Source organism: Mesorhizobium silamurunense, assembly GCF_014843825.1.
GTDB classification, from domain to species: domain Bacteria; phylum Pseudomonadota; class Alphaproteobacteria; order Rhizobiales; family Rhizobiaceae; genus Mesorhizobium; species Mesorhizobium silamurunense.
The window spans coordinates 1-22,461 of the sequence record NZ_JHQR01000198.1 but is presented as its reverse complement, the minus strand read 5'-3'; the positions used below and the strand labels follow the sequence as shown (position 1 = coordinate 22,461).

The 22,461-nt window shown below is 64.3% G+C and carries 19 protein-coding genes; 13 read left to right on the top strand and 6 right to left on the bottom strand.

Going from position 1 to position 22,461, the window contains the following annotated elements:
- Nucleotides 1-61 precede the first annotated feature (61 nt).
- Nucleotides 62-1,876 carry a winged helix-turn-helix domain-containing protein gene (locus DH10_RS22185; RefSeq protein WP_192253482.1) on the bottom strand — a complete coding sequence of 605 codons (1,815 nt, stop codon included), beginning with the start codon at nt 1,874-1,876 and terminating at the stop codon, nt 62-64.
- A gap of 204 nt (nt 1,877-2,080) precedes the next feature.
- Here DH10_RS22185 and DH10_RS22180 point away from each other — a divergent pair, with 204 nt between their 5' ends.
- From DH10_RS22180 to DH10_RS22160, 5 genes are all read left to right on the top strand, one after another.
- Complete coding sequence (locus DH10_RS22180) at nt 2,081-2,362, top strand: DUF4242 domain-containing protein (RefSeq protein ID WP_192253479.1); 282 nt, start codon at nt 2,081-2,083, stop codon at nt 2,360-2,362.
- A 131-nt stretch (nt 2,363-2,493) separates the two neighbouring features.
- Nucleotides 2,494-2,730, top strand: coding sequence for a DUF1127 domain-containing protein (locus DH10_RS22175; RefSeq protein ID WP_192253475.1), 237 nt, complete (start codon nt 2,494-2,496; stop codon nt 2,728-2,730).
- A 199-nt stretch (nt 2,731-2,929) separates the two neighbouring features.
- Nucleotides 2,930-3,523: a TetR/AcrR family transcriptional regulator gene (locus DH10_RS22170; protein ID WP_192253471.1), complete on the top strand. Its 594-nt coding sequence runs from the start codon at nt 2,930-2,932 to the stop codon at nt 3,521-3,523.
- Nucleotides 3,523-4,452, top strand: a complete 930-nt coding sequence (locus DH10_RS22165) for a haloalkane dehalogenase (RefSeq protein ID WP_192253468.1) — start codon at nt 3,523-3,525, stop codon at nt 4,450-4,452. The genes DH10_RS22170 and DH10_RS22165 overlap by 1 nt, the downstream gene beginning before the upstream one ends.
- A gap of 97 nt (nt 4,453-4,549) precedes the next feature.
- The gene (locus DH10_RS22160; protein WP_192385316.1) at nt 4,550-6,142 is read left to right on the top strand and encodes a peptide chain release factor 3; all 1,593 of its coding nucleotides are present in this window, start codon (nt 4,550-4,552) and stop codon (nt 6,140-6,142) included.
- A gap of 47 nt (nt 6,143-6,189) precedes the next feature.
- Here DH10_RS22160 and DH10_RS22155 read toward each other — a convergent pair whose 3' ends face one another.
- Nucleotides 6,190-6,660 (bottom strand): VOC family protein, encoded by a 471-nt coding sequence (locus DH10_RS22155; protein WP_192253462.1) that lies wholly within the window; start codon nt 6,658-6,660, stop codon nt 6,190-6,192.
- Nucleotides 6,661-6,915: 255 nt separating this feature from the next.
- Here DH10_RS22155 and ilvD point away from each other — a divergent pair, with 255 nt between their 5' ends.
- Entirely contained in the window at nt 6,916-8,760 is a 1,845-nt protein-coding gene (gene ilvD, locus DH10_RS22150; protein WP_192253459.1) for a dihydroxy-acid dehydratase, read from the top strand.
- 50 nt (nt 8,761-8,810) lie between these two features.
- Here ilvD and DH10_RS22145 read toward each other — a convergent pair whose 3' ends face one another.
- Nucleotides 8,811-10,565 carry an ABC transporter ATP-binding protein gene (locus DH10_RS22145; protein ID WP_192253456.1) on the bottom strand — a complete coding sequence of 585 codons (1,755 nt, stop codon included), beginning with the start codon at nt 10,563-10,565 and terminating at the stop codon, nt 8,811-8,813.
- Nucleotides 10,566-10,739: 174 nt separating this feature from the next.
- Between DH10_RS22145 and DH10_RS22140 the strand changes: the two genes are divergently transcribed.
- Nucleotides 10,740-12,020, top strand: coding sequence for an amidohydrolase family protein (locus DH10_RS22140; RefSeq protein ID WP_192253453.1), 1,281 nt, complete (start codon nt 10,740-10,742; stop codon nt 12,018-12,020).
- Between the two features lie 262 nt (nt 12,021-12,282).
- Nucleotides 12,283-13,206, top strand: a complete 924-nt coding sequence (locus DH10_RS22135; RefSeq protein WP_192253450.1) for a DMT family transporter — start codon at nt 12,283-12,285, stop codon at nt 13,204-13,206.
- A 21-nt stretch (nt 13,207-13,227) separates the two neighbouring features.
- Here the strand turns inward: DH10_RS22135 and DH10_RS22130 are convergent, their stop codons facing one another.
- Nucleotides 13,228-14,130 (bottom strand): phosphotransferase family protein, encoded by a 903-nt coding sequence (locus tag DH10_RS22130; RefSeq protein ID WP_192253447.1) that lies wholly within the window; start codon nt 14,128-14,130, stop codon nt 13,228-13,230.
- A 98-nt stretch (nt 14,131-14,228) separates the two neighbouring features.
- Here DH10_RS22130 and DH10_RS22125 point away from each other — a divergent pair, with 98 nt between their 5' ends.
- On the top strand, nt 14,229-14,861 hold the full coding sequence (locus tag DH10_RS22125; protein ID WP_192253444.1) for a class I SAM-dependent DNA methyltransferase: 633 nt from the start codon (nt 14,229-14,231) through the stop codon (nt 14,859-14,861).
- 15 nt (nt 14,862-14,876) lie between these two features.
- Here DH10_RS22125 and DH10_RS22120 read toward each other — a convergent pair whose 3' ends face one another.
- Nucleotides 14,877-17,318, bottom strand: a complete 2,442-nt coding sequence (locus DH10_RS22120; RefSeq protein ID WP_192253441.1) for a GcvT family protein — start codon at nt 17,316-17,318, stop codon at nt 14,877-14,879.
- Nucleotides 17,315-18,211 carry a phosphotransferase gene (locus DH10_RS22115; RefSeq protein ID WP_312891303.1) on the bottom strand — a complete coding sequence of 299 codons (897 nt, stop codon included), beginning with the start codon at nt 18,209-18,211 and terminating at the stop codon, nt 17,315-17,317. The genes DH10_RS22120 and DH10_RS22115 overlap by 4 nt, the downstream gene beginning before the upstream one ends.
- A gap of 402 nt (nt 18,212-18,613) precedes the next feature.
- On the opposite strand from DH10_RS22115, the gene DH10_RS22110 reads away from it, so the two are divergent.
- The 4 genes from DH10_RS22110 to DH10_RS22095 all read left to right on the top strand — a co-directional run.
- Nucleotides 18,614-19,378, top strand: a complete 765-nt coding sequence (locus tag DH10_RS22110; protein WP_192253438.1) for a DeoR/GlpR family DNA-binding transcription regulator — start codon at nt 18,614-18,616, stop codon at nt 19,376-19,378.
- A gap of 164 nt (nt 19,379-19,542) precedes the next feature.
- On the top strand, nt 19,543-20,454 hold the full coding sequence (locus tag DH10_RS22105; RefSeq protein WP_192253524.1) for a LysR family transcriptional regulator: 912 nt from the start codon (nt 19,543-19,545) through the stop codon (nt 20,452-20,454).
- A 205-nt stretch (nt 20,455-20,659) separates the two neighbouring features.
- A complete protein-coding gene (locus tag DH10_RS22100) occupies nt 20,660-21,814 on the top strand; it encodes an ABC transporter substrate-binding protein (protein ID WP_192385315.1) in 1,155 nt (384 codons plus the stop codon).
- 217 nt (nt 21,815-22,031) lie between these two features.
- On the top strand, nt 22,032-22,461 hold a 430-nt coding region (locus tag DH10_RS22095), incomplete at its 3' end, for an ABC transporter ATP-binding protein (protein ID WP_192385314.1).

Genomic DNA, 22,461 nt, shown 5'->3' with positions numbered 1-22,461 from the left:
ACCTTCGGGGAGATTTTCCCCGTCATGCCATCGCGCCGGCCGAACCTCAAGTAAGAAGCGGCTACACGCTGCCCACCGCTGCCTTCTGCGTCCCGGCAAGCAGGCCCTTCAGCTCTTCGCCGCGCCGCATGAGCCGTGAGGAGTCGACCCTATTTGCAACCGCCAAAGCGGTGCCGAGCTCCAGCTCCGCGCCGGTATGATCGCCGAGCCGAATGAGCAGCGCAGCGAGCGAAAGCCTGGCGTCGGCGGCATTGATCGGCGAGCCGATCTCGTTCCAGCGCGAGCATGCGGTCTGCAGCTCCCGAACAGCCTCGGCGAGGCGCTCTTCCTGTATGAACAGCTCTGCCTTGGCCTCGGCGGTCAGCGCCCGGATGGAGGCCATCGGCCAGCGCTGCGGCTGGGTCTCCAATTCGGCGATGACCTCTTTCGCGCGCCCGCGCCGGTTGGTGCGCGCCGCCACCTTGGCGAGAGTGGCAAGGACCATGCCTCGCCGCTGCAGTGTCGGCCAGCCGTTCCCGACCAGGGAGCGCTCGAGAGCGCTGAAGGCGGCTTCCGCCTGTCCTTGCTCGAGTTGCAGCAGCGCGAGTCCAGGCTGCGGATCCCAGCCGGCGGCATGAGACGCGCGATAGGCCGTTTCCGCCTCGACGAGATCACCGGCGGCGAGATGAATGTCGCCCAAAACACGCAGCGCATCGCCCGTCGCCCAGGGGGCGTCGAGCGCGAGCTGGTCGAGGGCGGCGCGCACAAGCGCTTCAGCCTCCTTCAGGGTGCCGTGAACGCCGAGCACTTCGGCACGATGCAGCCGGCAGGAACCCGACAGATCCTCAAGTCCGTGTCCCCTGCACCAGTCCTCATAGCCGAGGGTCCATTGGTTGGCTCTTGCCCAGTCGCCGAAATTCCGGCAGGCCCAGAGAATGTTGCAGTACAAAATGCCGCCGACGACCGGATCCACGTCGCTGGAGAGACCGAGCGCGGCGGCAAAATCCTGATCTTCCTGCCCGGATTTGGTTTCACCGAGACAGAGCTTGAAGAAGCCGCGATAGATCAGCCCGAGCGACTCCACGACCGGATCTTCGAGATCCCTGCCGACTGCGAAGGCCTGCTCGGCGAGCGCAAGCGCCTGCTCCGGCTCGGCTTCCGTGCCCATGATGCGCGCGCCCATCCAGCACCACAGGCCGTGCTCCCTGCTGTCGGTAGCGCTATCGATCAGCTGCGCGGCGCGTTTGTGCCAGCCCTTGGCGACGGCAAGCTCTCCTCTCTCGAGATGGATCCTGGCCAGGGTGATTGCCGGGGAGGCTGCGCGCAAACGCTCGCCGGCCACGCCGTAGGCAGTCACCGCACGCGCCAGGAGCGGGATGGCTTCAGCCGGCCGCCCCATGCATTCCAGCGCCAAGGCCCATTCCTCGAGATCGGCCGTCAGCAGTTCGTCGGCGGCATCCGCTTTTGCGAAGGAGGCGGCCGCCTCCTGCCATTTTCTGCCCGCAACGGCCGCGCGCGCCGTCAGGATTGGCAAACCAGGGTTCCAAGGCTTGCCGCCCGCATCGGCCTGGGCAGCCCGGTTTTCCGAAGCGGGCAATTGATCGAGGCAAATGCGGTAGCCGAAACGGGGCAGGTTGCGTAGCGCCGTTTCCATGCCGCCCTGCCGAAGAATGCCGCGAGCCAGGCTCGCCACGCGCTGCAACGAAGCTTCGGTCACGGTCACGCCCGGCCACAGCGTTTCAAGCAACTCGTCCTTGCTCATGGCCCGGTCCTGATGCCGCAGCAAAATGGCGAGGAAATCGAAGACCAAGGGCTGCACCTCGATCTCCCTTCCGACGAGACGAAGGGCACGGGAGTCCTCGTTCAGCTCGAAGTCGCCGAAGCAATAAATTCCCATCGGCAGCTACCCCCGTAACGGCAATAGGCAAAGGATCAGAAGAAGATAAGGCCGGCGTAAGGACTGTTGGCCGCTTCTTCCGTAATTCTCCATCTGCCCGGCGGGCCAGGCTGCAGTTTAGCTCAGCGGCCCCGGGGATGTCACCGGCACCGACCTGGTTGAGCGTCCGGAGGCATTTGAACCTCAGATCAAGGAGATTGCGAAATGCAGAAATACATCATCGAACGGGAAATCCCCAAGGTCGGCACCTTCGAGCGCGAGCAACTTCGCGACGCCTCCAAGGCCTCGAACGCCGTTCTTGCCGAGCTCGGCCCGGACATTCAGTGGGTGGAGTCCTTCGTGGCGGACGACAAGACGTTCTGCGTCTACCTCGCCAAGGACGAAGCGATCATCCTGCGCCACGCCAAGATGAGCGGCTTCCCGGCAACCAAGATCACGCAGGTGAAGCGCCTGTTCGATCCGACGACGGCTTATGCCGCCGCCTGACGGAGAGGGACGGGTCGTCGGCAATCAACTGCGAGCACGATCTGTCCTGACCTCTTATCGGTACAGCCTTTCGGGAGGGCCAGCACTGGCCCTCCCGATTCCATCGTTCAAAACAGAAGGAAGATACGACCATGACTATCCTTGGGCAGCAGCTCACGGCTCATCAATCTGCGCCCGGGCGCTTCTTCGCGGCGATCCTCGAAATCTGCCATTCCAGCAGAGGTTTGCTTGCTCGCATCGTCCGCATTCGCAGGGACCGCGCCAGGTTGGACGAGTTGCCGGATTATCTGCTGCGCGACATCGGCATCGAGCGCCCCGAAATTCGGTCGATCACCAGGTTCGGCCGCAGCGAGGACGGTAGTGCGTGAATTGAGAGGACGGAGTTCTTCGCCATTGGCAGGTTCCAGCGACTACCGCTCCAGGGCGCCCGCTTTAGCCAGACGCTCACGCCGACAATGCCGGCGCTGACGACACAAGTCGCCACGCTGTTCTCCTTCATGCTGCGATGAGTTCGCCACCGCAAACCTACGAGCTTGACATAAATACGTACGTACGTATTATCCACGAATGGCTAGACAATCCCTTCGCGAAAACCTTCTCGACGCCGGCTTCCGGACGATCTGGAATTATGGCTACTCGGCGGCCGGCGTGCGCGACATCGTCGCTGCGGCCGGTGCCCGGCCGGGCTCCTTCACCAATCACTTTGCCTCGAAGGAAGAGTTCGCCGGCGAGGTGCTGGAGCGCTATTTCACCTATGTCAGCGGGCTGGTCGAAAAAGCACTGGCAAACGACGGCACGCCGCCCGCCGGCAGGCTGCGCCGCTATCTCGACGTCATCACCTCAAAGCTCGAAGCTCATGACTGGGCGCGCGGCTGCATGATCGGCAATCTCAGCCTTGAGACGGCGGTTCACAGCGAGCCGCTCAGGCTGCGGCTGGTCGACATTTTCGAGCGCTGGCGCCAGCCATTCGCGGCCTGCATCGCCGAGGGTCAGGCGGCGGGCGAGATCACCAACTCATTCGATGCCGAGGACCTCGCCGATTTCCTGTTGTCGTCCTGGCAGGGCGCAATGCTGCGCATGAAGGTCGAGCGCAATCCGGAGCCGCTCGAGCGGTTCAAGAAGATCGTCTTCGGCACCGTGTTTGGGAAGGAGAAAGCGTGATGAATTCGAAAACTGACGGACAACGGACCGGCGCTGCCGCCCTGCGGCGTTCACAAGTCGCCGTGCTCGATTCCACCATCTCCTATCTTGAGGCCGGCGTGGCCGGTCCGGCTGTGCTGTTCCTGCACGGCAACCCGACCTCCTCATACATCTGGCGCAACATCATTCCGCATGTCGCGCAGGTCGGCCGCTGCATCGCGCCGGACCTGATCGGTTATGGTCAGTCGGGCAAGCCCGACATCGACTACCGCTTCTTCGATCACGTCCGCTATCTCGACGCCTTCCTCGAGGCTCTCGACATCAAGGATCTGGTGATCGTCGCCCAGGACTGGGGCACCGCGCTTGCGTTCCATCTCGCGGCAAGGCGGCCACAGCGCATTCTGGGACTTGCCTTCATGGAATTCATCCGGCCCTTCGAGCGCTGGGAGGATTTCCATCAGCGCCCGCAGGCACGCGAGCTGTTCAAGGCGCTGCGCACGCCCGGCGTCGGTGAGAAGCTGGTGCTGGAGGAGAACGTCTTCGTCGAGAAAGTGCTGCCGGCTTCCGTGTTGCGGCCGATGCGCGGGGAGGAAATGGCCGCTTACCGGGCGCCGTTTTCGACAACCCAGTCGCGCAAGCCGGTGCTGCGCCTGCCACGGGAATTACCGATCGAAGGCCAGCCCGCCGACGTCGCCGCCATAAGCGAGCACGATCACCGGGCGCTGCGGCTCTCCTCCTATCCAAAACTGCTTCTCGCGGGCGATCCCGGTGCTCTGATCTCGCCGCAGGGGGCTCAGCAATTCGCCGCGGGGCTGAAGAACTGCCGCTTCATCAATTTGGGCCCGGGCGCCCATTATCTGCAGGAAGACCATCCAGACGCCATCGGCAGCGCCATCGCCGGCTGGCTGCCGGAGATCGCGAGTGCGAAAAGCATGGCCGAACTGGCCTGAGCAGGGGTGGCAGGGCCGAGGTCTTCTCCCGCCCATGTCGACAGGCCGCCGCAGCGCTGGTAGAAGCGCCGCCTGTCACACGGAACTCCTGGAAGAAATGCCCGAGACCATACCTGAAGAGGTTGCGCGCCGCCGCACATTCGCGATCATCGCGCACCCCGACGCCGGCAAGACCACGCTCACCGAAAAGCTGCTTCTGTTCGGCGGCGCCATCCAGCTTGCCGGCGAGGTCAAGGCGAAGAAAGACCGCATCCAGACCCGGTCGGACTGGATGAAGATCGAGCGCGAGCGCGGTATCTCGGTCGTCACCTCGGTGATGACCTTCGAATATGACGACAATGTCTTCAACCTGCTCGACACGCCCGGCCACGAGGATTTCGCCGACGACACTTATCGCACGCTATCGGCGGTTGACTCGGCCGTCATGGTCATAGACGCCGCCAAGGGCATCGAGCCGCGCACGCTGAAACTGTTCGAGGTCTGCCGACTGCGCGACATCCCGATCATCACCTTCGTCAACAAGATGGACCGCGAGAGCCGCGACCCGTTCGAGATCCTCGACGAGATCGAGCAGAAGCTGGCGCTGGACACGGCACCCGTCACCTGGCCGATCGGCCGCGGCAAGACTTTTTCCGGCACCTATCACTTGGCGCAGAACGCCGTGCGCAAGAGCGACGACGAGAAGGAGCGCACCCCGGTCCACGGCCCGGATTCCAACCGCGTCGCCGGCCTTTTGCCGGAAAACGAGCGCAACGACTTCATCGAGGAGCTGGAGCTGGCGCGCGAGGCCTGCCGCCCGCTCGATGTCGACGCTTTTCGCGAGGGTCACCTGACGCCGGTCTATTTCGGGTCGGCGCTGCGCAATTACGGCGTGCGCGATCTGATCGAGGCGCTCGGCGCCTACGGGCCGCCGCCGCGTGCGCAGGAAGCCGATGAACGAACGGTCGAGGCGACCGAGGAGAAGATGACCTCCTTCGTCTTCAAGATCCAGGCCAATATGGATCCCAACCATCGCGACCGCATCGCTTTCGTGCGCGTCTGCTCGGGCAAGCTCGAGCGCGGCATGAAGGCCAAGCTGATGCGCACCGGCAAGCCGATGAGCCTGTCGGCGCCGCAGTTCTTCTTTGCCCGCACCCGCGTCACCGCCGACGAGGCCTTCGCCGGCGACGTCGTCGGCATTCCCAACCATGGCACGCTGCGCATCGGCGACACATTGACCGAAGGCGAGGAAATCCTGTTCCGCGGCGTGCCGAACTTCGCGCCGGAAATCCTACGCCGCGTCCGCCTTGGCGACGCGATGAAGGCCAAGAAGCTGAAGGAGGCGCTGCACCAGATGGCCGAGGAAGGCGTCGTGCAGCTGTTCTCGCCCGAGGACGGCTCGCCGGCGATCGTCGGCGTCGTCGGCGCGCTGCAGCTCGATGTGCTCAAGGAGCGGCTGAACATAGAATACACGCTTCCCGTGGATTTCGAGATGTCGCGCTTTTCCATCTGCCGCTGGATCTCGGCCGACGACAAGGCGGAGGTTCAGCGCTTCATCGAAGCGCATCGCGGCGACATCGCCCGCGACCTCGACAACGACCCGGTGTTCCTCGCCCAGCACGCCTTCTCGCTCAACTACGAAGCCGAGCGCTGGAAAGCGATCCGCTTCGCTGCGGTGAAGGATTACCAGGTGCGCGACAAAGCGGCTTGAGGCGCGGCGCTGCCTTCTCCCTCACATGAGGGGAGAAGGCAAGGCGCTCAGCCTTTCGCCGCCGCTTCCAGCTTGTCAATCTCGATCTTGCCCATCTGCATCATCGCGCTCATGACCCGGCCGGCCTTGGCCCTGTCCGGGTCCTGAAGCAGGCGCGGCAGTTGCTCCGGCACGACCTGCCAGGAAACGCCGAACTTGTCCTTCAGCCAGCTGCAGCGGCCGGGCTGGCCGCCGCCTTCGGTGAGTCTCGTCCAGAAATGGTCGACTTCATCCTGCGTCTTACAGTCGATCGACAGCGAGATCGCTTCGGTGAACTTGTATTGCGGCCCGCCGTTCAGCGCCTGGAAGGTCACGCCGTCGAGCTCGAACGAGGCCACCAGTACCTGGCCTTCCTGAGGATGGCCCTTGGGCCAGCGCGTCACGCTCAGCACCTTCGAATTCTCGAAGATGGAGATGTAATGGTTCATGGCCTCCTCGGCCTGGCCGTCGAACCACAGGAAGGTGGTGATCTTCTGCATGTCTTGCTCCTCGGACTTGTTCAGGTTGGTTTCATCTTCAAACGGCGCGCCGGCGATCTGGTGCCGTTTCCGTGCCGTCTGCCTCAAGGACGGACCGGCGGGGCGCGATCCGACAGCGATTTCAAATTTTCCTGAAGATTCGTGGCGCAGTGCAAAACTGTGGCAAGGCCGGACCTTGGTCGCTATAACCGCTGCCGACTGAAATTCAGCGCCGCCGCGCCGCGCTTGGCGAGGCCAGCCAGCAAGGACAATCCGATGCCTGCCTATCGTTCCCGCACCACCACCCATGGCCGCAACATGGCCGGCGCCCGCGGCCTGTGGCGCGCTACCGGCATGAAGGATTCGGATTTCGGCAAGCCGATCATCGCCGTGGTCAATTCCTTCACCCAGTTCGTGCCGGGCCATGTGCATCTGAAGGATCTCGGCCAGCTCGTCGCGCGCGAGATCGAGAAGGCCGGCGGCGTCGCCAAGGAGTTCAACACCATCGCCGTCGACGACGGCATCGCCATGGGCCATGACGGCATGCTCTATTCGCTGCCGTCGCGCGAGCTGATCGCCGACTCCGTCGAATACATGGTCAACGCGCATTGCGCCGACGCCATGGTCTGCATCTCCAATTGCGACAAGATCACGCCCGGCATGCTGATGGCCTCGTTGCGCCTCAACATCCCGACCGTCTTCGTCTCAGGCGGTCCGATGGAGGCCGGCAAGGTGGTGCTGGCCGGCAAGGCGCAGGCGCTCGACCTGGTCGACGCCATGGTTGCCGCCGCCGACGACCGTGTGTCGGACGAGGACGTCAAGGTCATCGAGCGCTCGGCCTGCCCGACCTGCGGCTCCTGCTCGGGGATGTTCACCGCGAACTCGATGAACTGCCTGACCGAGGCGCTGGGGCTCTCGCTGCCGGGCAACGGTTCGACTTTGGCCACCCACGCCGACCGCAAGCGCCTGTTCGTCGAGGCCGGCCATCTGATCGTCGATCTTGCCCAGCGCTATTACGAGCAGGAGGACGACAGCGCGCTGCCGCGCAGCATCGCGTCCAAGGGCGCCTTCGAAAACGCCATGGCGCTCGACATCGCCATGGGCGGCTCGACCAATACGGTGCTGCACATCCTCGCCGCCGCGCACGAAGGCGAGGTGGACTTCACCATGGAGGACATCGACCGGCTGTCGCGCAAGGTGCCGGTGCTCTGCAAGGTGGCGCCGGCCAAGGCCGACGTGCACATGGAGGACGTCCACCGCGCCGGCGGCATCATGGCGATCCTCGGCCAGCTCGACGCGGCTGGGCTGATCAACCGCGACCTGCCGACTGTTCATACTGCTTCCCTCGGCGAGGCGCTCGACCATTGGGACATCGCCCGCACTTCCGCCGAGAACGTGCGCGAGTTCTTTCGCGCCGCCCCCGGCGGCGTGCCGACGCAGGTCGCCTTCGGCCAGGACCGCCGCTGGGACGAGCTCGACACGAACCGCGAGACGGGCGTCATCCGCTCGGCCGAGCATCCCTTCTCCAAGGATGGCGGCCTCGCCGTGTTGAAGGGCAATCTGGCGCTCGACGGCTGTATCGTGAAGACCGCCGGCGTCGACGAGTCGATCCTGAAATTCACCGGCCCGGCCCGCGTCTTCGAAAGCCAGGACGCTTCCGTCAAGGCGATCCTCGGCAACGAGGTCAAGGCGGGCGACATCGTCGTCATCCGCTATGAGGGACCGCGCGGCGGCCCCGGCATGCAGGAGATGCTCTACCCGACCAGCTATCTGAAATCGAAGGGCCTCGGTAAAGCCTGCGCGCTGATCACCGACGGCCGCTTCTCCGGCGGCACGTCGGGCCTGTCGATCGGCCATGTCTCGCCGGAGGCGGCCGAGGGCGGGTTGATCGGGCTGGTTCAGGAAGGCGACACGATCGAGATCGACATCCCCAACCGCGGGATCCATCTCGCCGTCAGCGAGGCGGAGCTCGACGCGCGCCGCAAGGCAATGGCGGCAAAGGGCGCGGATGCGTGGAAGCCGACGGAAAAGCGCAAGCGCAAGGTGACGACGGCGCTGCGCGCCTACGCCGCCTTCGCCACCAGCGCCGACAAGGGCGCGGTGCGGCGCGTGCCGGAGTAGGCCAGTACGACCTCCCCTTCTCCCACAAGTGGGAGAAGGGAGAGCCCGCGCTACGGCATCAGCTGATACTCATAGAGCTTCTGATACAACCCACCCTGCTTCAGCAGCGTCTTGTGCGGGCCGCTTTCCTGCACCTTGCCGTTCTCCAGCACCACGATCGTGTCGGCCTGGTGCACCGTCGACAGCCGGTGCGCGATGACGATCGTCGTGCGCCCGACGGTGAGCTGCTGCAGCGCGTCGCGGAACAGCGCCTCCGACTCGGCGTCTAGCGCGCTGGTCGCTTCGTCGAGCAGCAGGATCTCGGCATTGCGCAGCATGGCGCGCGCGATCGAGATGCGCTGGCGCTGGCCGCCGGAGAGCAGCGAGCCGTTCTCGCCCACCTCCGTCTCATAGCCCTTGGCCATGGCGCTGATGAAGTCATGCGCGTTGGCCGCCTTGGCGGCGGCGATCACGTCCTCGTCGGTCGCATTCTCACGGCCGAGGCGGATGTTGTGCATGATCGTGCCGGCAAACAGGAAAGTATCCTGGCTGACATAGGCGATCTTCTGCCTGACCGAATCGAGCGTGGCGAAGGAGATGTCCTGGCCGTCGAACTCCACCTTGCCGCTTTGCGGGTCGTACATGCGCATGATCAGGTTGAGGATCGTCGACTTGCCGCTGCCGGAAGGCCCGACCAGCGCCGTCATCTTGCCGGCCGCGAGCGTCAGGTTGAAACCTTCGAACACCGGCGGGCTCTCCGGATAGGCGAAGCTGACATTGTCGAACCGGATTTCGCCAGGACCGGGCTGCAACGGCTCGGCGTTGGGCTTTTCGGCCAGCGTCAGCGGCCGGTCGCCGAGTTGGAACATCATGCGCACGCCGACGATGCCGGTTTCCAGCGAAATGCGTACGCGAGCGAGGCGCTTTGCCGGCTCATAGGCCAGGAGCAGCGCCGCGATGAAGGCCATGATGTTGCCCGGCATCTGGCCGCCTTCCAGCACCAGGAATCCGCTGACGAAGACGGCGCCGGCGATCGCCAGACCGGCAAGCGTTTCCATCACCGGACTGGTGGCCGCCTCGAGCGTCGCAATGTTGTTGGCGCGGTTCTCGACGTCGGCAACTGCCTTGTACATGCGCTTGCGCATCGCGCCTTCGAGATTGAAGGATTTGACGACGCGCACGCCGATCGCCGTTTCCTGCATCACATGCACGATCTGGGCGAGCGATCGGAATTCCATCTTGGCGATCTGTCGGACACGTTTCAGGATGCGGTTGACGCCGTAGACCGCAACCGGTCCGACGACGAAGCAGATCAACGATAGCGCCGGCTGCTCCCAAACCATCACCACTACCAGCACGATCAACGTCACCAGGTCGCGCACATAGGACGTTACGACGAGGTCGAGCACGCTGCGCGCGGCCTGCGCGTTGTTGGTCATGCGGGTGATCAGGTCGGACGACGAGGTCGAATGGTAGAACTCGATGCCTTGCGCGAGGATCCGGTCATAGATCTTGCGCTGTCGGTCGGCGATGATCGCGTTGCCGACCCGGCTCATGAAATAGGACTGTACAAAAGTTGCGAGGCCCTTGAGCAGAAAGATCGCGGCCACCCCAACGGCAATCAGGTTGACGCGATCAGCTCTCTTGTAGACCACGAATTCGTTGGTGATCTCCTTCAGGATCCAGGCGCTGGCGCCCGTCATGGCGGCCACCACCAGCATCGACACAATGGCTGCGCCATAGCCGAATTTGTGCTCCCGGAAGGATTCCTTCACCAGCCTTGCGACAAGGCGCTGGTTCTCCGTCGAGCGGAAGAAACGAAACAACGGCCGATCCCATGCCTGGCTTGAGCGATTTCGGATTCGCCACGAAGGCGCGAGGCGGCTTATAGAGCGAGTTGCCGCCGGATGGAACCATGCGCCGTCAAGACAAGGAAACGGCTGCGGTGGGATGTCTTTTCGGCCATGATGACGGCCGGTTCTAGAGAGGGATGACGACAGATGGATTTCGACCTCATCGTGCGCGGCGGCACGCTGCCGGACGGCAGGATTGCCGATATCGGCATCACCGGCGAGACCATCCAGGCGATCGAGCCACAGTTGCAAGGCTCCGCACGGACCGAGATCGACGCGCGCGGCGATCTTGTCTCGCCGCCCTTCGTCGATCCGCACTTCCATATGGACGCCACGCTCTCCTACGGCATTCCGCGCATCAACGCTTCCGGCACGCTGCTCGAAGGCATCGCGCTCTGGGGCGAGCTGAAGCCGCTCTTGACGCATGAGGCCGTGCGCGACCGGGCGCTCGCCTATTGCGACTGGGCGGTGTCGATGGGCCTGCTTGCCATCCGCAGCCATGTCGATGTCTGCGACGACCGGCTGCTCGCCGTCGAGGCGCTGCTCGACGTGAAGAAGACCGTCGCGCCCTATATCGATTTGCAGCTGGTCGCCTTTCCGCAGGATGGGCTCTACCGCTCGCCGACGGCGCGCGAGAATACGATCCGCGCGCTGGATATGGGCGTCGACATCGTCGGCGGCATCCCGCATTTCGAGCGCACCATGGCCGACGGCACGCGCTCGGTGACGGAGCTCTGCGAGATCGCCGCCAAACGCGGTCTGATGGTCGATATGCATTGCGACGAGACCGACGACCCGCTGTCGCGCCATATCGAGCAGCTCGCCTACGAAACGCAGCGCCTCGGCCTGCAGGGCAGGGCGGCCGGCTCGCACCTCACCTCCATGCATTCCATGGACAATTACTATGTCTCGAAGCTCTTGCCGCTGATTGCCGAAGCCGGCGTCTCGGCGATCCCCAATCCGCTGATCAACATCATGCTGCAGGGCCGCCACGACACCTTTCCGAAGCGACGCGGCCTGACCCGGGTGAAGGAGATGCTGGCGCTCGGCATCCGCGTCGGCTGGGGCCAGGATTGCGTGCTCGACCCCTGGTATTCGCTGGGCACCGCCGACATGCTCGACGTCGCCTTCATGGGCCTGCACGTCGCCCAGATGTCGAGCCCGGCCGACATGGCGCGCTGTTTCGACATGGTCACCAACGTCAACGCCGCCATCATGGGCCTAGATCATCTCGGCCTTGCGGTCGGCAAGCGGGCCAGCCTCGTCGTGCTCGATGCCGGCAACGCCATCGAAGCGGTACGTCTTCGCCCGGAACGCCTTTGCGTCATCGCCCGAGGCAAGGTGGTCGCGGAACGGACGAAGCAGGAAACGCGGCTGTCGATCGCCGGCCGCCCAGCGCAGGTGAACAGGCGGCACAAGTCCACTTAGTGTCTCCGCGTGGAGCAGGGGACGAAGCGACACGCAAAGCCGTGACATGGTCGAAGAATGCGGCGTGCAACGTGAGATTTGTAGCATTTCCCCCTCTGCCCGGCCGGGCAGAGGGGGGCGCTGTCCCGCCGGCCTCTCAAAGTTTCTGCATCACCGCAACGCCCCTGCACAGTGCTACTAGAACCAGCCGATTTCCGCCGCTGGTCTTACCGGTTCCCCGAATTTCACTCGTCAAACCGCCGGCTTGCAGCTAGGGAGCCGCATGGTTCAGACCGTTGCGCGCAATTTTACGATCAGGAACGTCCTGCTCGCCGGCATCCTCTTGATGCTGGCCGGCGACTTCATGTTCGCGCTGAACGACGCGATGGGCAAATGGCTGGTCGCCTCCTTCTCGGTCGGCGAGGTGGTGCTGATCCGCTCCATCGGCGCCTTCTTCGTGCTTGGACCGATGATCGCCAACCAGGGCGCGGGCAAGCTGTTTCAGATGGAACGGCCGCTGCTGCAGTTCCTGCGTGTGGTGGCGACGACGCTCGACACCGGGCTGTTCTACGCCGCCGTCGTCTATCTGCCGCTCGCCGACGTGATGAGCTTCTACATGGCCGGCCCGATCTATGTCGCGGCGCTCTCGCATCTTTTGCTCGGCGAAAAGGTCGGCTGGCGACGCTGGCTGGCAATCCTGGTCGGCTTCTGCGGCGTGCTGATTATCCTCAAACCCTCGTCGGCGGCGTTCTCGCTGTCGTCGACCTATGCGCTGATCGGCAGCGTCGCCTTTGGCTTCGCCATCATCCTCGGCCGGCGTTTGCGTGGAACGAGTGACACGACGCTTGTCACCTGGCAGACCATCGGCACATTGATTGTCGGCGGCGCGCTGACCATCGGCGCCTGGCGCACGCCGACCGCGCTCGATTCCGGCGCCATGCTGTTGCTCGGCGTCGTCTCCTGCGCCGCTCATCTGATGATCACCAGGGCGCTCAAGCTGGCGCCTGCCTCGACGCTGGCGCCGTTGCACTACAGCCTGCTTCTGTGGGCCATTGTCTTTGGCCTGGTTTTCTTCGGCGATGTGCCGAGCCCGCGCATCCTCGCCGGTTCGGCAATCGTCGTGCTCGCCGGCATCTTCATCTTCCACCGCCAGAAGGTGGTGGAAACCGTCGTGCCGCCGGAAAACGTGCCGAAGGGCGTGAACTGAACCTCAGGATTTTTCCGCTGCTCAGCCAGCCCGCACAGCTCCAAGGTGCCGTGAAAACTCCGGCGTCTCCATTAGCGCCTTGCAGCGGGCGAAGCGGCCGTCGGCATAGGCGCGGAAATCGTCGACCGGATTGTTGTTGGCGAGCTGGATCAGCCCCCAAAGCGTCCAGAGCAGGTCGCACATCGCCTTGTAGATGACGACGCGGCCGCGCTCCGCCGGCTTCGCCTCGCCGCCGAAATAAGCGCGCAGCAGTTCCTCGTCCTGGCCCGTATCGAACTTGCCTTCGACCGAGAGATCGCCGAGGTCCCACAGCGGATCGTTCATGCCGGAATATTCCCAGTCGACGATCCACATTCGCTCGCCAGTATCGAGGAAGTTCTCGCAGAGCGGATCGCAGTGGCAGGCGGCGAGATGGATCGGATGGGCGGCAAGTGCTTCTCGCACCACTGCGGCCTCGCGCACCACGTCATGATAGCCGATGGGCAGCGCCACATCCTTGGTCGACAGGACCTTCAGATAGTCGTCGATCATCGCGAATAGCTCGAAGCGGAATGGAAAGACGGCGCCGGACAAATGCAGCTTGCGGAAGGCCTCGCCCGCGCGGGCCGGGCTGCCCTGTCTGGCCTTGAATTTCTCCGGCGACATTGTTTCCGCGCCGGTGATGAAGCGTGTCGCCATCAGGCCTGACGCGGGATCGACATAGAGCACGTCGGGGCTGACGCCGGCCTTGGCCGCCTCGCGCGCCGCCACCGCCTCGTTGGCGCGGTTGATATATTCCTCCGTGCCTTTGCCGGGAATGCGCAGGCAGAGCCCGCCTGCCCTGTAGACACGGTTGGTAAGGCCGCCCAGCCGCTCAAGCGGACCCTCGTACCCGGCAAGCACCGGAATGGCGGCCAGCGCCGCGCGCGCCTCGTCCATCGTCATCCCCCTTTACCATCACGCCATGTTTTACGGCGGAACGGTTCCACAGTTTTTGCCGCTTGGCTACCATGGGACGACGCGAATCGGCGGCGGGAACGGCAATGACGGACGGCAAGCACAACAGCGCGCTCGGCGCGGCGTACGCGGCGACGCAGCCGGAGGAAGTGGCGGCGATCTATGACCGCTGGTCCGAGACCTATGACGCCGACATGTCGGCGGCGGGCTATCGCCACCCGACGATCTGCCTGGCGCTGCTTGCCCGCCATCTGCCACGCGGCGCCGAACCTTTGCTCGATGCCGGCGCCGGCACCGGCCTGATCGGCGAATGGCTGGCCATCACCGGTTACCCACAAGTCGAGGCGCTCGACATCTCGCAAGGCATGCTGGACAAGGCAGGGGCGAAGGGCGTCTACACGGCCCTGCATTGCCTGGCGCTCGGCGATGACTTACCCTTCGCCGACGGCGCCTATGCCGGCATCGTCTCGGCTGGCGTGTTCACCTCGGGCCATGTCGGGATCGAAGGCCTGGACGAGTTGATCCGCATCTGCCGCCCGGGCGGCATCATCGTGCTGACGGTCAAGAACACGCTGTGGCAGGCCGGCTTTGCGGAGCGGATCGGCGAGCTCGAGGCGACGGGCGCCATTACCCGCATCGAAGAGACTCGTCCCTATGCCTCGATGCCCGGCAAGGCCGACACGGTGCCGAGCCGTGGCCTGGTGCTGCGCGTCGGCTGAGCCGCTTTCCCTGGATTAAGCCCTAATTTTCTCTCCCGCCGGATCGTACATCGGCTCGAGATGGATTTTTGCCGGCGTGCGATCCATCGCCACGACCAGCTCGCAGTCCCCTGAGGCGAGGAAATCGTCGCTGACGCCGTCGGCGTTGCGCACATAGCCGTAGCCGATGTTCTTGCCCAGCGTGTAGCCATAGCCGCCGCTGGTGAGATAGCCGACCGGCTCGCCGTTGCGCAGGATCGTCTCGCGCCCAACCAGAACGACCTCCGGATCGTCGACCGTGAAGCCGGCAAAGCGTTTTGCCAGCGGCTTGCCGGCCGCGTTCTCCAGCGCCCGCCGTCCGACGAAGTCGGTGTTCTTCCTGAGCTTCACCGCCCAGCCGAGACCTGCTTCCTGCGGCGTGTCGTTTGGCGTGATGTCGGAGCCCCAGGCGCGGTATCCCTTCTCCAGCCGGAGCGATTCCAGCGCCCGGTAGCCGACGGGACGGATGTCACGCTGTTTTCCCGCCGCCATCAGCGCATCGAAAATTTCGCCTGTGGCGGCGATCGGCACATGCAACTCCCAGCCGAGCTCGCCGACATAGGTCACCCGCAGCGCCCGGACGGTGTGGCCGGCAATCGCGATCTCGCGCGCGTGGCCGAAGGGGAAGGCGGCGTTCGAGACATCCGCACCCGTCACCGCCGACAGCACGTCGCGAGCGCGTGGCCCCATCAGCGACAGCGTGCCGAAATCCTCGGTAACGTCTCTCAGTGTCGCGTCGAGCCCCTGGCCGATATGGTCGCCGATCCATGAAAGATCGTGTGTTCGGAAGCCGGTGCCGGTAACGATGTAGAACCGGTCCTCGCCGAGCCGCGCCACCGTGAGGTCCGCCTCGATGCCGCCGCGCGTGTTGAGAAGCTGCGTGTAGGTCAGCCGCCCGACCGGCTTGTCGATGTCGTTGGCGCAGATCCAGTCGAGCGCCTTCAGCGCGTCGGCGCCGGTCATCTCGAATTTAGCAAAGGAGGATTGGTCGAATATGCCGACCTTCTCGCGCACATGGCGGTGCTCGTCGCCGACCGGGGCAAACCAGTTCTGCCGGTCCATCGAATAGATGTCTTCAGGCTCGATCCCTTCCGGCGCGAACCAGTTCGGCCGCTCCCAGCCGAGTTTCGAGCCGAATATGGCGCGGTGTGTCTTCAGCCGCTCGTAGAGCGGCGAGACGATGCGTGGCCGGCCGGAAAGATATTCCTCATGCGGAAAGCCGATCGTGTAGTGCTTGCCATAGGCTTCCAGCGTGCGGTCGCGGACCCAGTCGCGGTCGCGATGCAGGCCGGAAAAGCGCCTGATATCGACCACCCAGAGGTCGAGCGGCGCCTCGCCGTCGACCACCCATTGCGCCAGCACCCAGCCGGCGCCGCCGCCGGACGCGATGCCGAAGGCGTTGAAGCCGGCGCCGACGAACATGTTGGCGCATTCGGGCGCGACGCCCAGGATGAAATTGCCGTCCGGCGTGAAGCTTTCCGGCCCGTTGATCATCTGCTTGACGCCGGCGTTGGCCAGCGCCGGCACCCGCTCGATCGCCTGGGCCATGTGCTGCTCGAAGTGATCGTAGTCGTCGTCGAACAGGCGGAACTCCCAATCGTTGGGAACGTCCCCCGTCGTCCAGGCCTGCGGGTTCGGCTCGTAGCCGCCCATCACCAGCCCGCCGACCTCCTCCTTGAAATAGGTGCGGCGGTCGGGATCGCGGATCGTCGGCGCGTCGTTGGCGAGCCCCTCGATCTTCTCGGTGATGATATACTGGTGCTTGACCGGCTGCAGCGGCACGTTGATGCCGGCCAGGGCGCCGACCTGCCTTGCCCACTGTCCGGCGCAGTTCACCACCTTGTCGCAGGCGATGTCGCCCTTTTCGGTCTTCACCGCGGTGATGCGGCCCTCCTTCATCTCGAAGCCGGTGACGCGCACGCCCTCGAAAAGTTTTGCCCCATGCATGCGCGCGCCCTTGGCGAGCGACTGCGTGATGTCGGATGGGCTCGCCTGGCCATCGGTCGGCAGCCAGGAGGCGCCGACGAGGTCGCCGGTTTCCATCAGCGGCCACATGCGCTTCACCTCGGCCGGCGACAATAGCTGCATGTCCATGCCGAAGCTCTTGGCGGTGGTCGCCAGCCGCTTGAACTCGGTCCAGCGGTCGGTGTTCGTCGCCAGCCGCAAACAGCCGGTCATCTTCCAGCCGGTCGCCAGCCCGGTTTCGGCTTCAAGGCCCTTGTAGAGCTCGACCGAATATTTGAGCACGCGGGTGATCGAAGCCGAGGAGCGCAACTGCCCGACCAGCCCGGCTGCGTGCCAGGTCGAGCCCGAGGTCAGTTTGCCCTGTTCGAGCAGCACCACCTCGGCCTTGTGGTCGCGCGCCAGATGATAGGCGGTCGAGCAGCCGATGATGCCGCCGCCGATGACGACGATCCCGGCATGGCTGGGCAAGGTCATGGCTTTGTTCCGTATTTCGTCCGGTAGTTTTCCAGCGCCGCGTCGAGCCGCACGAGGTTCTCCTCGGTATAGGCGACGTAGTCGATGCCGGGCGCGTCGAGATAGAGTTCGGAGACCATGCTCCACATCGCCTCGCGCAGCAGCGAGGCGCATTGCATGGCGGCATGCGACCGCCGGATTTCGCTATCCGGCTCCTTCATGAAATAGGCGGTCAGGAAGGCGAAGGACTCGTCGTCGTTCATGCCGGCATTGGAGGCAGCGCCCGCGAGGTCGAACATGGCCGTGTTGAAGCCTGCATATTCGAAATCGATCAGCCACAGCCTTTTACCGTCGTCGAGGATGTTGGCCGGCAAAAGATCATTGTGGCCGAAGACGATCGGTAAAAGCTTCTGCGCCCGTTCGAGCTCGTCCGCTAGCGTAAGATAGCGCGGCAGCTCCTCCTTCTTGCGGCTGCCGCCTTCGTCCAGCGTGCGGGCGTAATCACGGATGACGTGGAACACCCAGAACATGAAACCCGGTCCGGAGACGTGGTTGGGCATCTCGCGGTGGAAGCCGCGCAACAGCGCCGCCACGCGGCCGAGATCGGCGCGCACGTCCTCGGCGAGGAAGGTCCTCGCGCCGAGGAATTCTGTCACTAGAATTCCGGGCTCGGCATAATGCACGGCCGGCGCGAAGCCAGCCGCATGCGCCGCCCGCGCCGTCATCACCTCGCGCTCGCGAAAGACATGATGGAACGGGAAGTCCTGGCCGAAGCGCACCACATGCCGTCCGGCGGCGTCCGTGACGACGTAATTGGCGTTGCTGAGGCCGCCCGGCAGCGGCTCGATCTCGACGCTGCCGCTCCAGCAGGGCAGGGCGCGGATGCGGTCTTCGGCGATTGCGGGGGCGCTCACGGGTTCGTTCCTGCTTCAGCCGGTTTTCGACAAGGCACCGGTTTCTGACAAAGCGATGATTGAGAACAGAAAAAGCCTCGTCGGTGCGGAACGCCGGGATCGATATCCCACACCGCACCGACGAGCCCCTTGGCCAGGTTTAGGATCCCGGCATCCGCCCCCGCGGATTCGAAAAAAGCTCGCGCCAGGCACGTTCCAGAAAATCTGGTCGGTCGATTGCGGCTCTGCCATCACCCTCCTGCGGCAGTTCCGAGCCTGTCACTGCACCAATCTCACGCCAGCGTGATGTTGCTGTCAATAAAAAGCTGTGACCTTTTTTGGGTGTTTTGCCCGAAAATATAAGCAATTCCTTTAAAAGCGCTAGGAATGCCTTAGAATCGGTCAGAATTCCCGGATATCCACATGATCCATTCGAAACGGCATGGCGAGATCCTGCGGCTCCTCAACGAGGAGGGCACCATCACCATTGCCAGCCTGGCCGAGCGCCTGGGCGTGTCGCTGGAGACGGTACGGCGCGATGTCAGGCCGCTCACCGACGAGGGATCGATCCTGAAGATGCACGGCGCCGTCAGCCTGCCGTCGATGGCGGGAGAAGCGCCGTTCGAACGCCGCATGCGCGAGAATGCCGAGGCAAAGCGCCTGATTGCCCGAATGGTCGCGGCCACCATCCGCGACGGCGAGTCGATCATGCTCGACACCGGCACCACCACGTCCTTCCTGGCGCGCGAGCTGCTCGGCCATCGACGGCTGACGGTGGTCACCAACTCGTCCGACATCGCCCGCACGCTGGCGACCGTGAACGGCAACAAGGTCTATATGGCCGGCGGCGAATTGCGCAGCGATTCAGGCGCTGCCCTCGGCGTCACGGCGATCGAGTTCGTCAGCCGCTTCTCGGTCAGCCACGCCGTGATCTCCATCGGCGCGGTCGACGCGGTCGCGGGCCTGACCGACTACGAGCTGGAGGAGGCCGAGTTCGCCCGCATGGTGCTGTCGCGCGGCCAGCGCTCGCTGGTCATCACCGACCATACCAAGTTCGGCCGGCAGGGGCTGGTTCAGGTCTGCGGCTTCGACGGTTTTTCCGAACTTGCCACCGACCAGTCGCCGCCGCGCGACATCGCCGCCGCGCTCAGCCAGGCCGGAGCGCGGCTTAGCATTGCGGCGGCCTAGAGCAATTCCGGGAAAAGTGTGTCGCGGTTTTCCGTCCGGAATTGCGCAAAGCAAAGAGATAGAGCGGCTCGACGTTTCCGTGAAACGGTGAGCCGCTCGAGCGCGACACGGACAAAGCCGACCGCCGGCTTTCCTTCTATGCCGCGCCAGTGTTTAGTTCGGCCATGGCCTTCACCATCCGCCAACTCCAGTTCTTCGTCGCCGTCGCCGAGCAGGGCACGGTCTCCGGCGCCGCGCAGAACCTTTCGATCTCGCAATCCTCGGTCACCGAGGCGATCAAGGAGCTGGAGAGCGATCTCGGCGTCGAACTGTTCGAGCGTCATCCGCGCGGCCTGAACATCACCCACAAGGGTCACCAGTTCCTGCGCCACGCGACAAAGATCCTGGCCGATGTTTCCGACGCGCGTCGCGCCTTCCTCGGCGATCAACTGACGGCGGGCGGGCGGCTCCAGCTCGGCGTCACCTCGCTGGTTGCCGGCTATGTGCTCTCCGACCTGCTGGCGCGCTACCGCCGCGCCTATCCGAGCGTCGAAGTCTCAGCCATCGAGGACAATGGCGACTATCTCGAACACCTTCTGGTCGGCGGCAAGCTCGACATCGCCGTCATGGTCACCTCGAATTTGCGCGACCGCACCGCGCTGCAGTCCGAAATCCTCGAGGTCTCGGCCTATCGGCTTTGGCTGCCGCTCAGCCATAAGCTCGCCAGCGCCGATATCATCAGTATCGGCGACATTGCGTCCGAGCCGCTGATCATGCTCACCGTCGACGAGATCGAGGAAAACACCGGCAAGCTGCTGTCGGCGATTGGCGCGAGACCCCATGTCGCCTTCCGCACCCGCTCCGTCGAGGCGGTGCGCAGCCTTGTCGCCACGGGGGCCGGCGTGGCGCTCCTGCCCGATCTCGTCTACCGCCCCTGGTCGCTGGAAGGCGACCGCATCGAATCCCGCGATATCTCCGGTTCGCTTCCGGTGGTCCAGGTCGGCATGGTCTGGCGCCGCGGTTCCGGTCTGCCGCAGGCCGCGCGCGACTTCATCGGCCTTGCCCAGTCGCAGCGCATGTTCCGGCAGCGGCTCTGAATTATCTATCGGAAAATCCGATATCGCCTTTCTGATAAATGAATTTGCGAAACCGGATTTTTCACAGCACCTTTCGCCCAGGAAACAAAGCCGCTCGGGAACGCGGCTGTCAGGGCAGTTAGAGCTCTGGCGTTCAGGTTTGCGCATGATCCTTTCCGAAAACCGGACCGGTTTCGGGGTCATGCGCCAAAATGGGAGATCGATGATGAATGCATTCCTGAAGTCATGCACGGCGTTGACGGTTGCGCTGACCTTCTCGGGTCAGGCGATCGCCCAGGTCAAGGAGCTCGGCAAGGGCGAGGGCGAGCTCAATATCGTTGCCTGGCCGGGCTATATCGAGCGCGGCGAGACCGACAAGAACTATGACTGGGTGTCCGCTTTCGAGAAGGAGACCGGCTGCAAGGTCAACGTCAAGACCGCCAACACGTCGGACGAGATGGTCTCGCTGATGAACGAGGGCGGCTTCGACCTGGTGACGGCTTCGGGTGATGCTTCGCTGCGCCTCGTCGCCGGCAAGCGCGTGCAGCCGATCAACACGGACCTCATCAAGAGCTGGAAGACGGTCGACGACCGCCTGAAGGAGGCGCCCTGGTTCACCGTCGACAAGGTGCATTACGGCGTTCCCTACCAGTGGGGCCCGAACATCCTGATGTACAACACCGATGTCTTCAAGGAAGCGCCCAAGAGCTGGAACGTCGTCTTCGAGGAGATGAAGCTGCCCGACGGCAAGTCGAACAAGGGCCGGGTGCAGGCCTATGACGGCCCGATCCACATTGCGGACGCCGCCAACTATCTGATGTTCCACAAGCCGGAACTGGGCATCAAGGACCCGTACGAACTCAACGAAGACCAGTACAAGGCGGCGCTCGACCTGCTGCGCACGCAGCGCACGCTGGTCGGCCGCTACTGGCACGATGCCGCGATCCAGGTGGACGACTTCCAGAACGAAGGCGTGGTAGCCTCCGGCTCGTGGCCCTATCAGGTGAACACGCTGGTCGCCGCCAAGAAGCCGGTCGCCTCGACCGTGCCGGAAGAGGGCGTCACCGGCTGGGCCGACACCACCATGATGGAAGCGGACGCCGCCCATCCGAACTGCGCCTATATGTGGCTCGAGCACTCGCTCTCGCCCAAGGTCCAAGGCAACGTCTCGTCCTGGTTCGGCTCGCTGCCGGTGGTGCCCGCCGCCTGCAAGGCCAATGAGCTGCTCGGCGACGAGGGCTGCAAGACCAACGGCTACGACAATTTCGACAAGATCAAGTTCTGGAAGACGCCGGTCTCGAAATGCGCCAGCCAGAACGACCAGTGCGTGCCCTATTATCGCTGGGTGTCGGACTATATCGGCGTCATCGGCGGGCGGTGATCTTCCTTACCCTCCCCCTTGTGGGGAGGGTCGACGCGTAGCGTCGGGGTGGGGTTAGTGCGGCAGTTTTCGTGCCAATCAGACCCCTACCCGCGGCTGCGCCGCGACCTCCCCACAAGGGGGAGGTAGGGTGCCGCGCGAGCTAGCGAGCCGCTTTACTATCCGAAGCGGTGCAGGCGACGTCAAAAGACCAACCAGCAACTGACTGACAGGGCCCATGACCTCCGCCGTTTCCTTCAAACAAGTCTCGCGCCATTTCGGCAGCGTGCGCGCCGTCGACGCGGTCGATCTCGAGATCGCGCCGGGCGAGTTCTTCGCCATGCTCGGCCCGTCTGGCTCCGGCAAGACGACCTGCCTCAGGCTGATCGCCGGCTTCGAGCAGCCGACGGCAGGCTCGATCTCCATCTTCGGCGAGCGTGCCGAGGGCGTCCCGCCCTACCGCCGCAACGTCAACACCGTGTTCCAGGACTACGCGCTGTTCCCGCATCTGAATGTGCTCGACAATGTCGCCTACGGCCTGATGGTCAAGGGCGTCGGCAAGGCTGAGCGGCTGAAGGCTTCGGAAGAGGCGCTCTCGCTGGTGCGGCTGTCGGGCTATGGCGCCCGCCGCCCCGGCCAGCTCTCCGGCGGCCAGCGCCAGCGCGTCG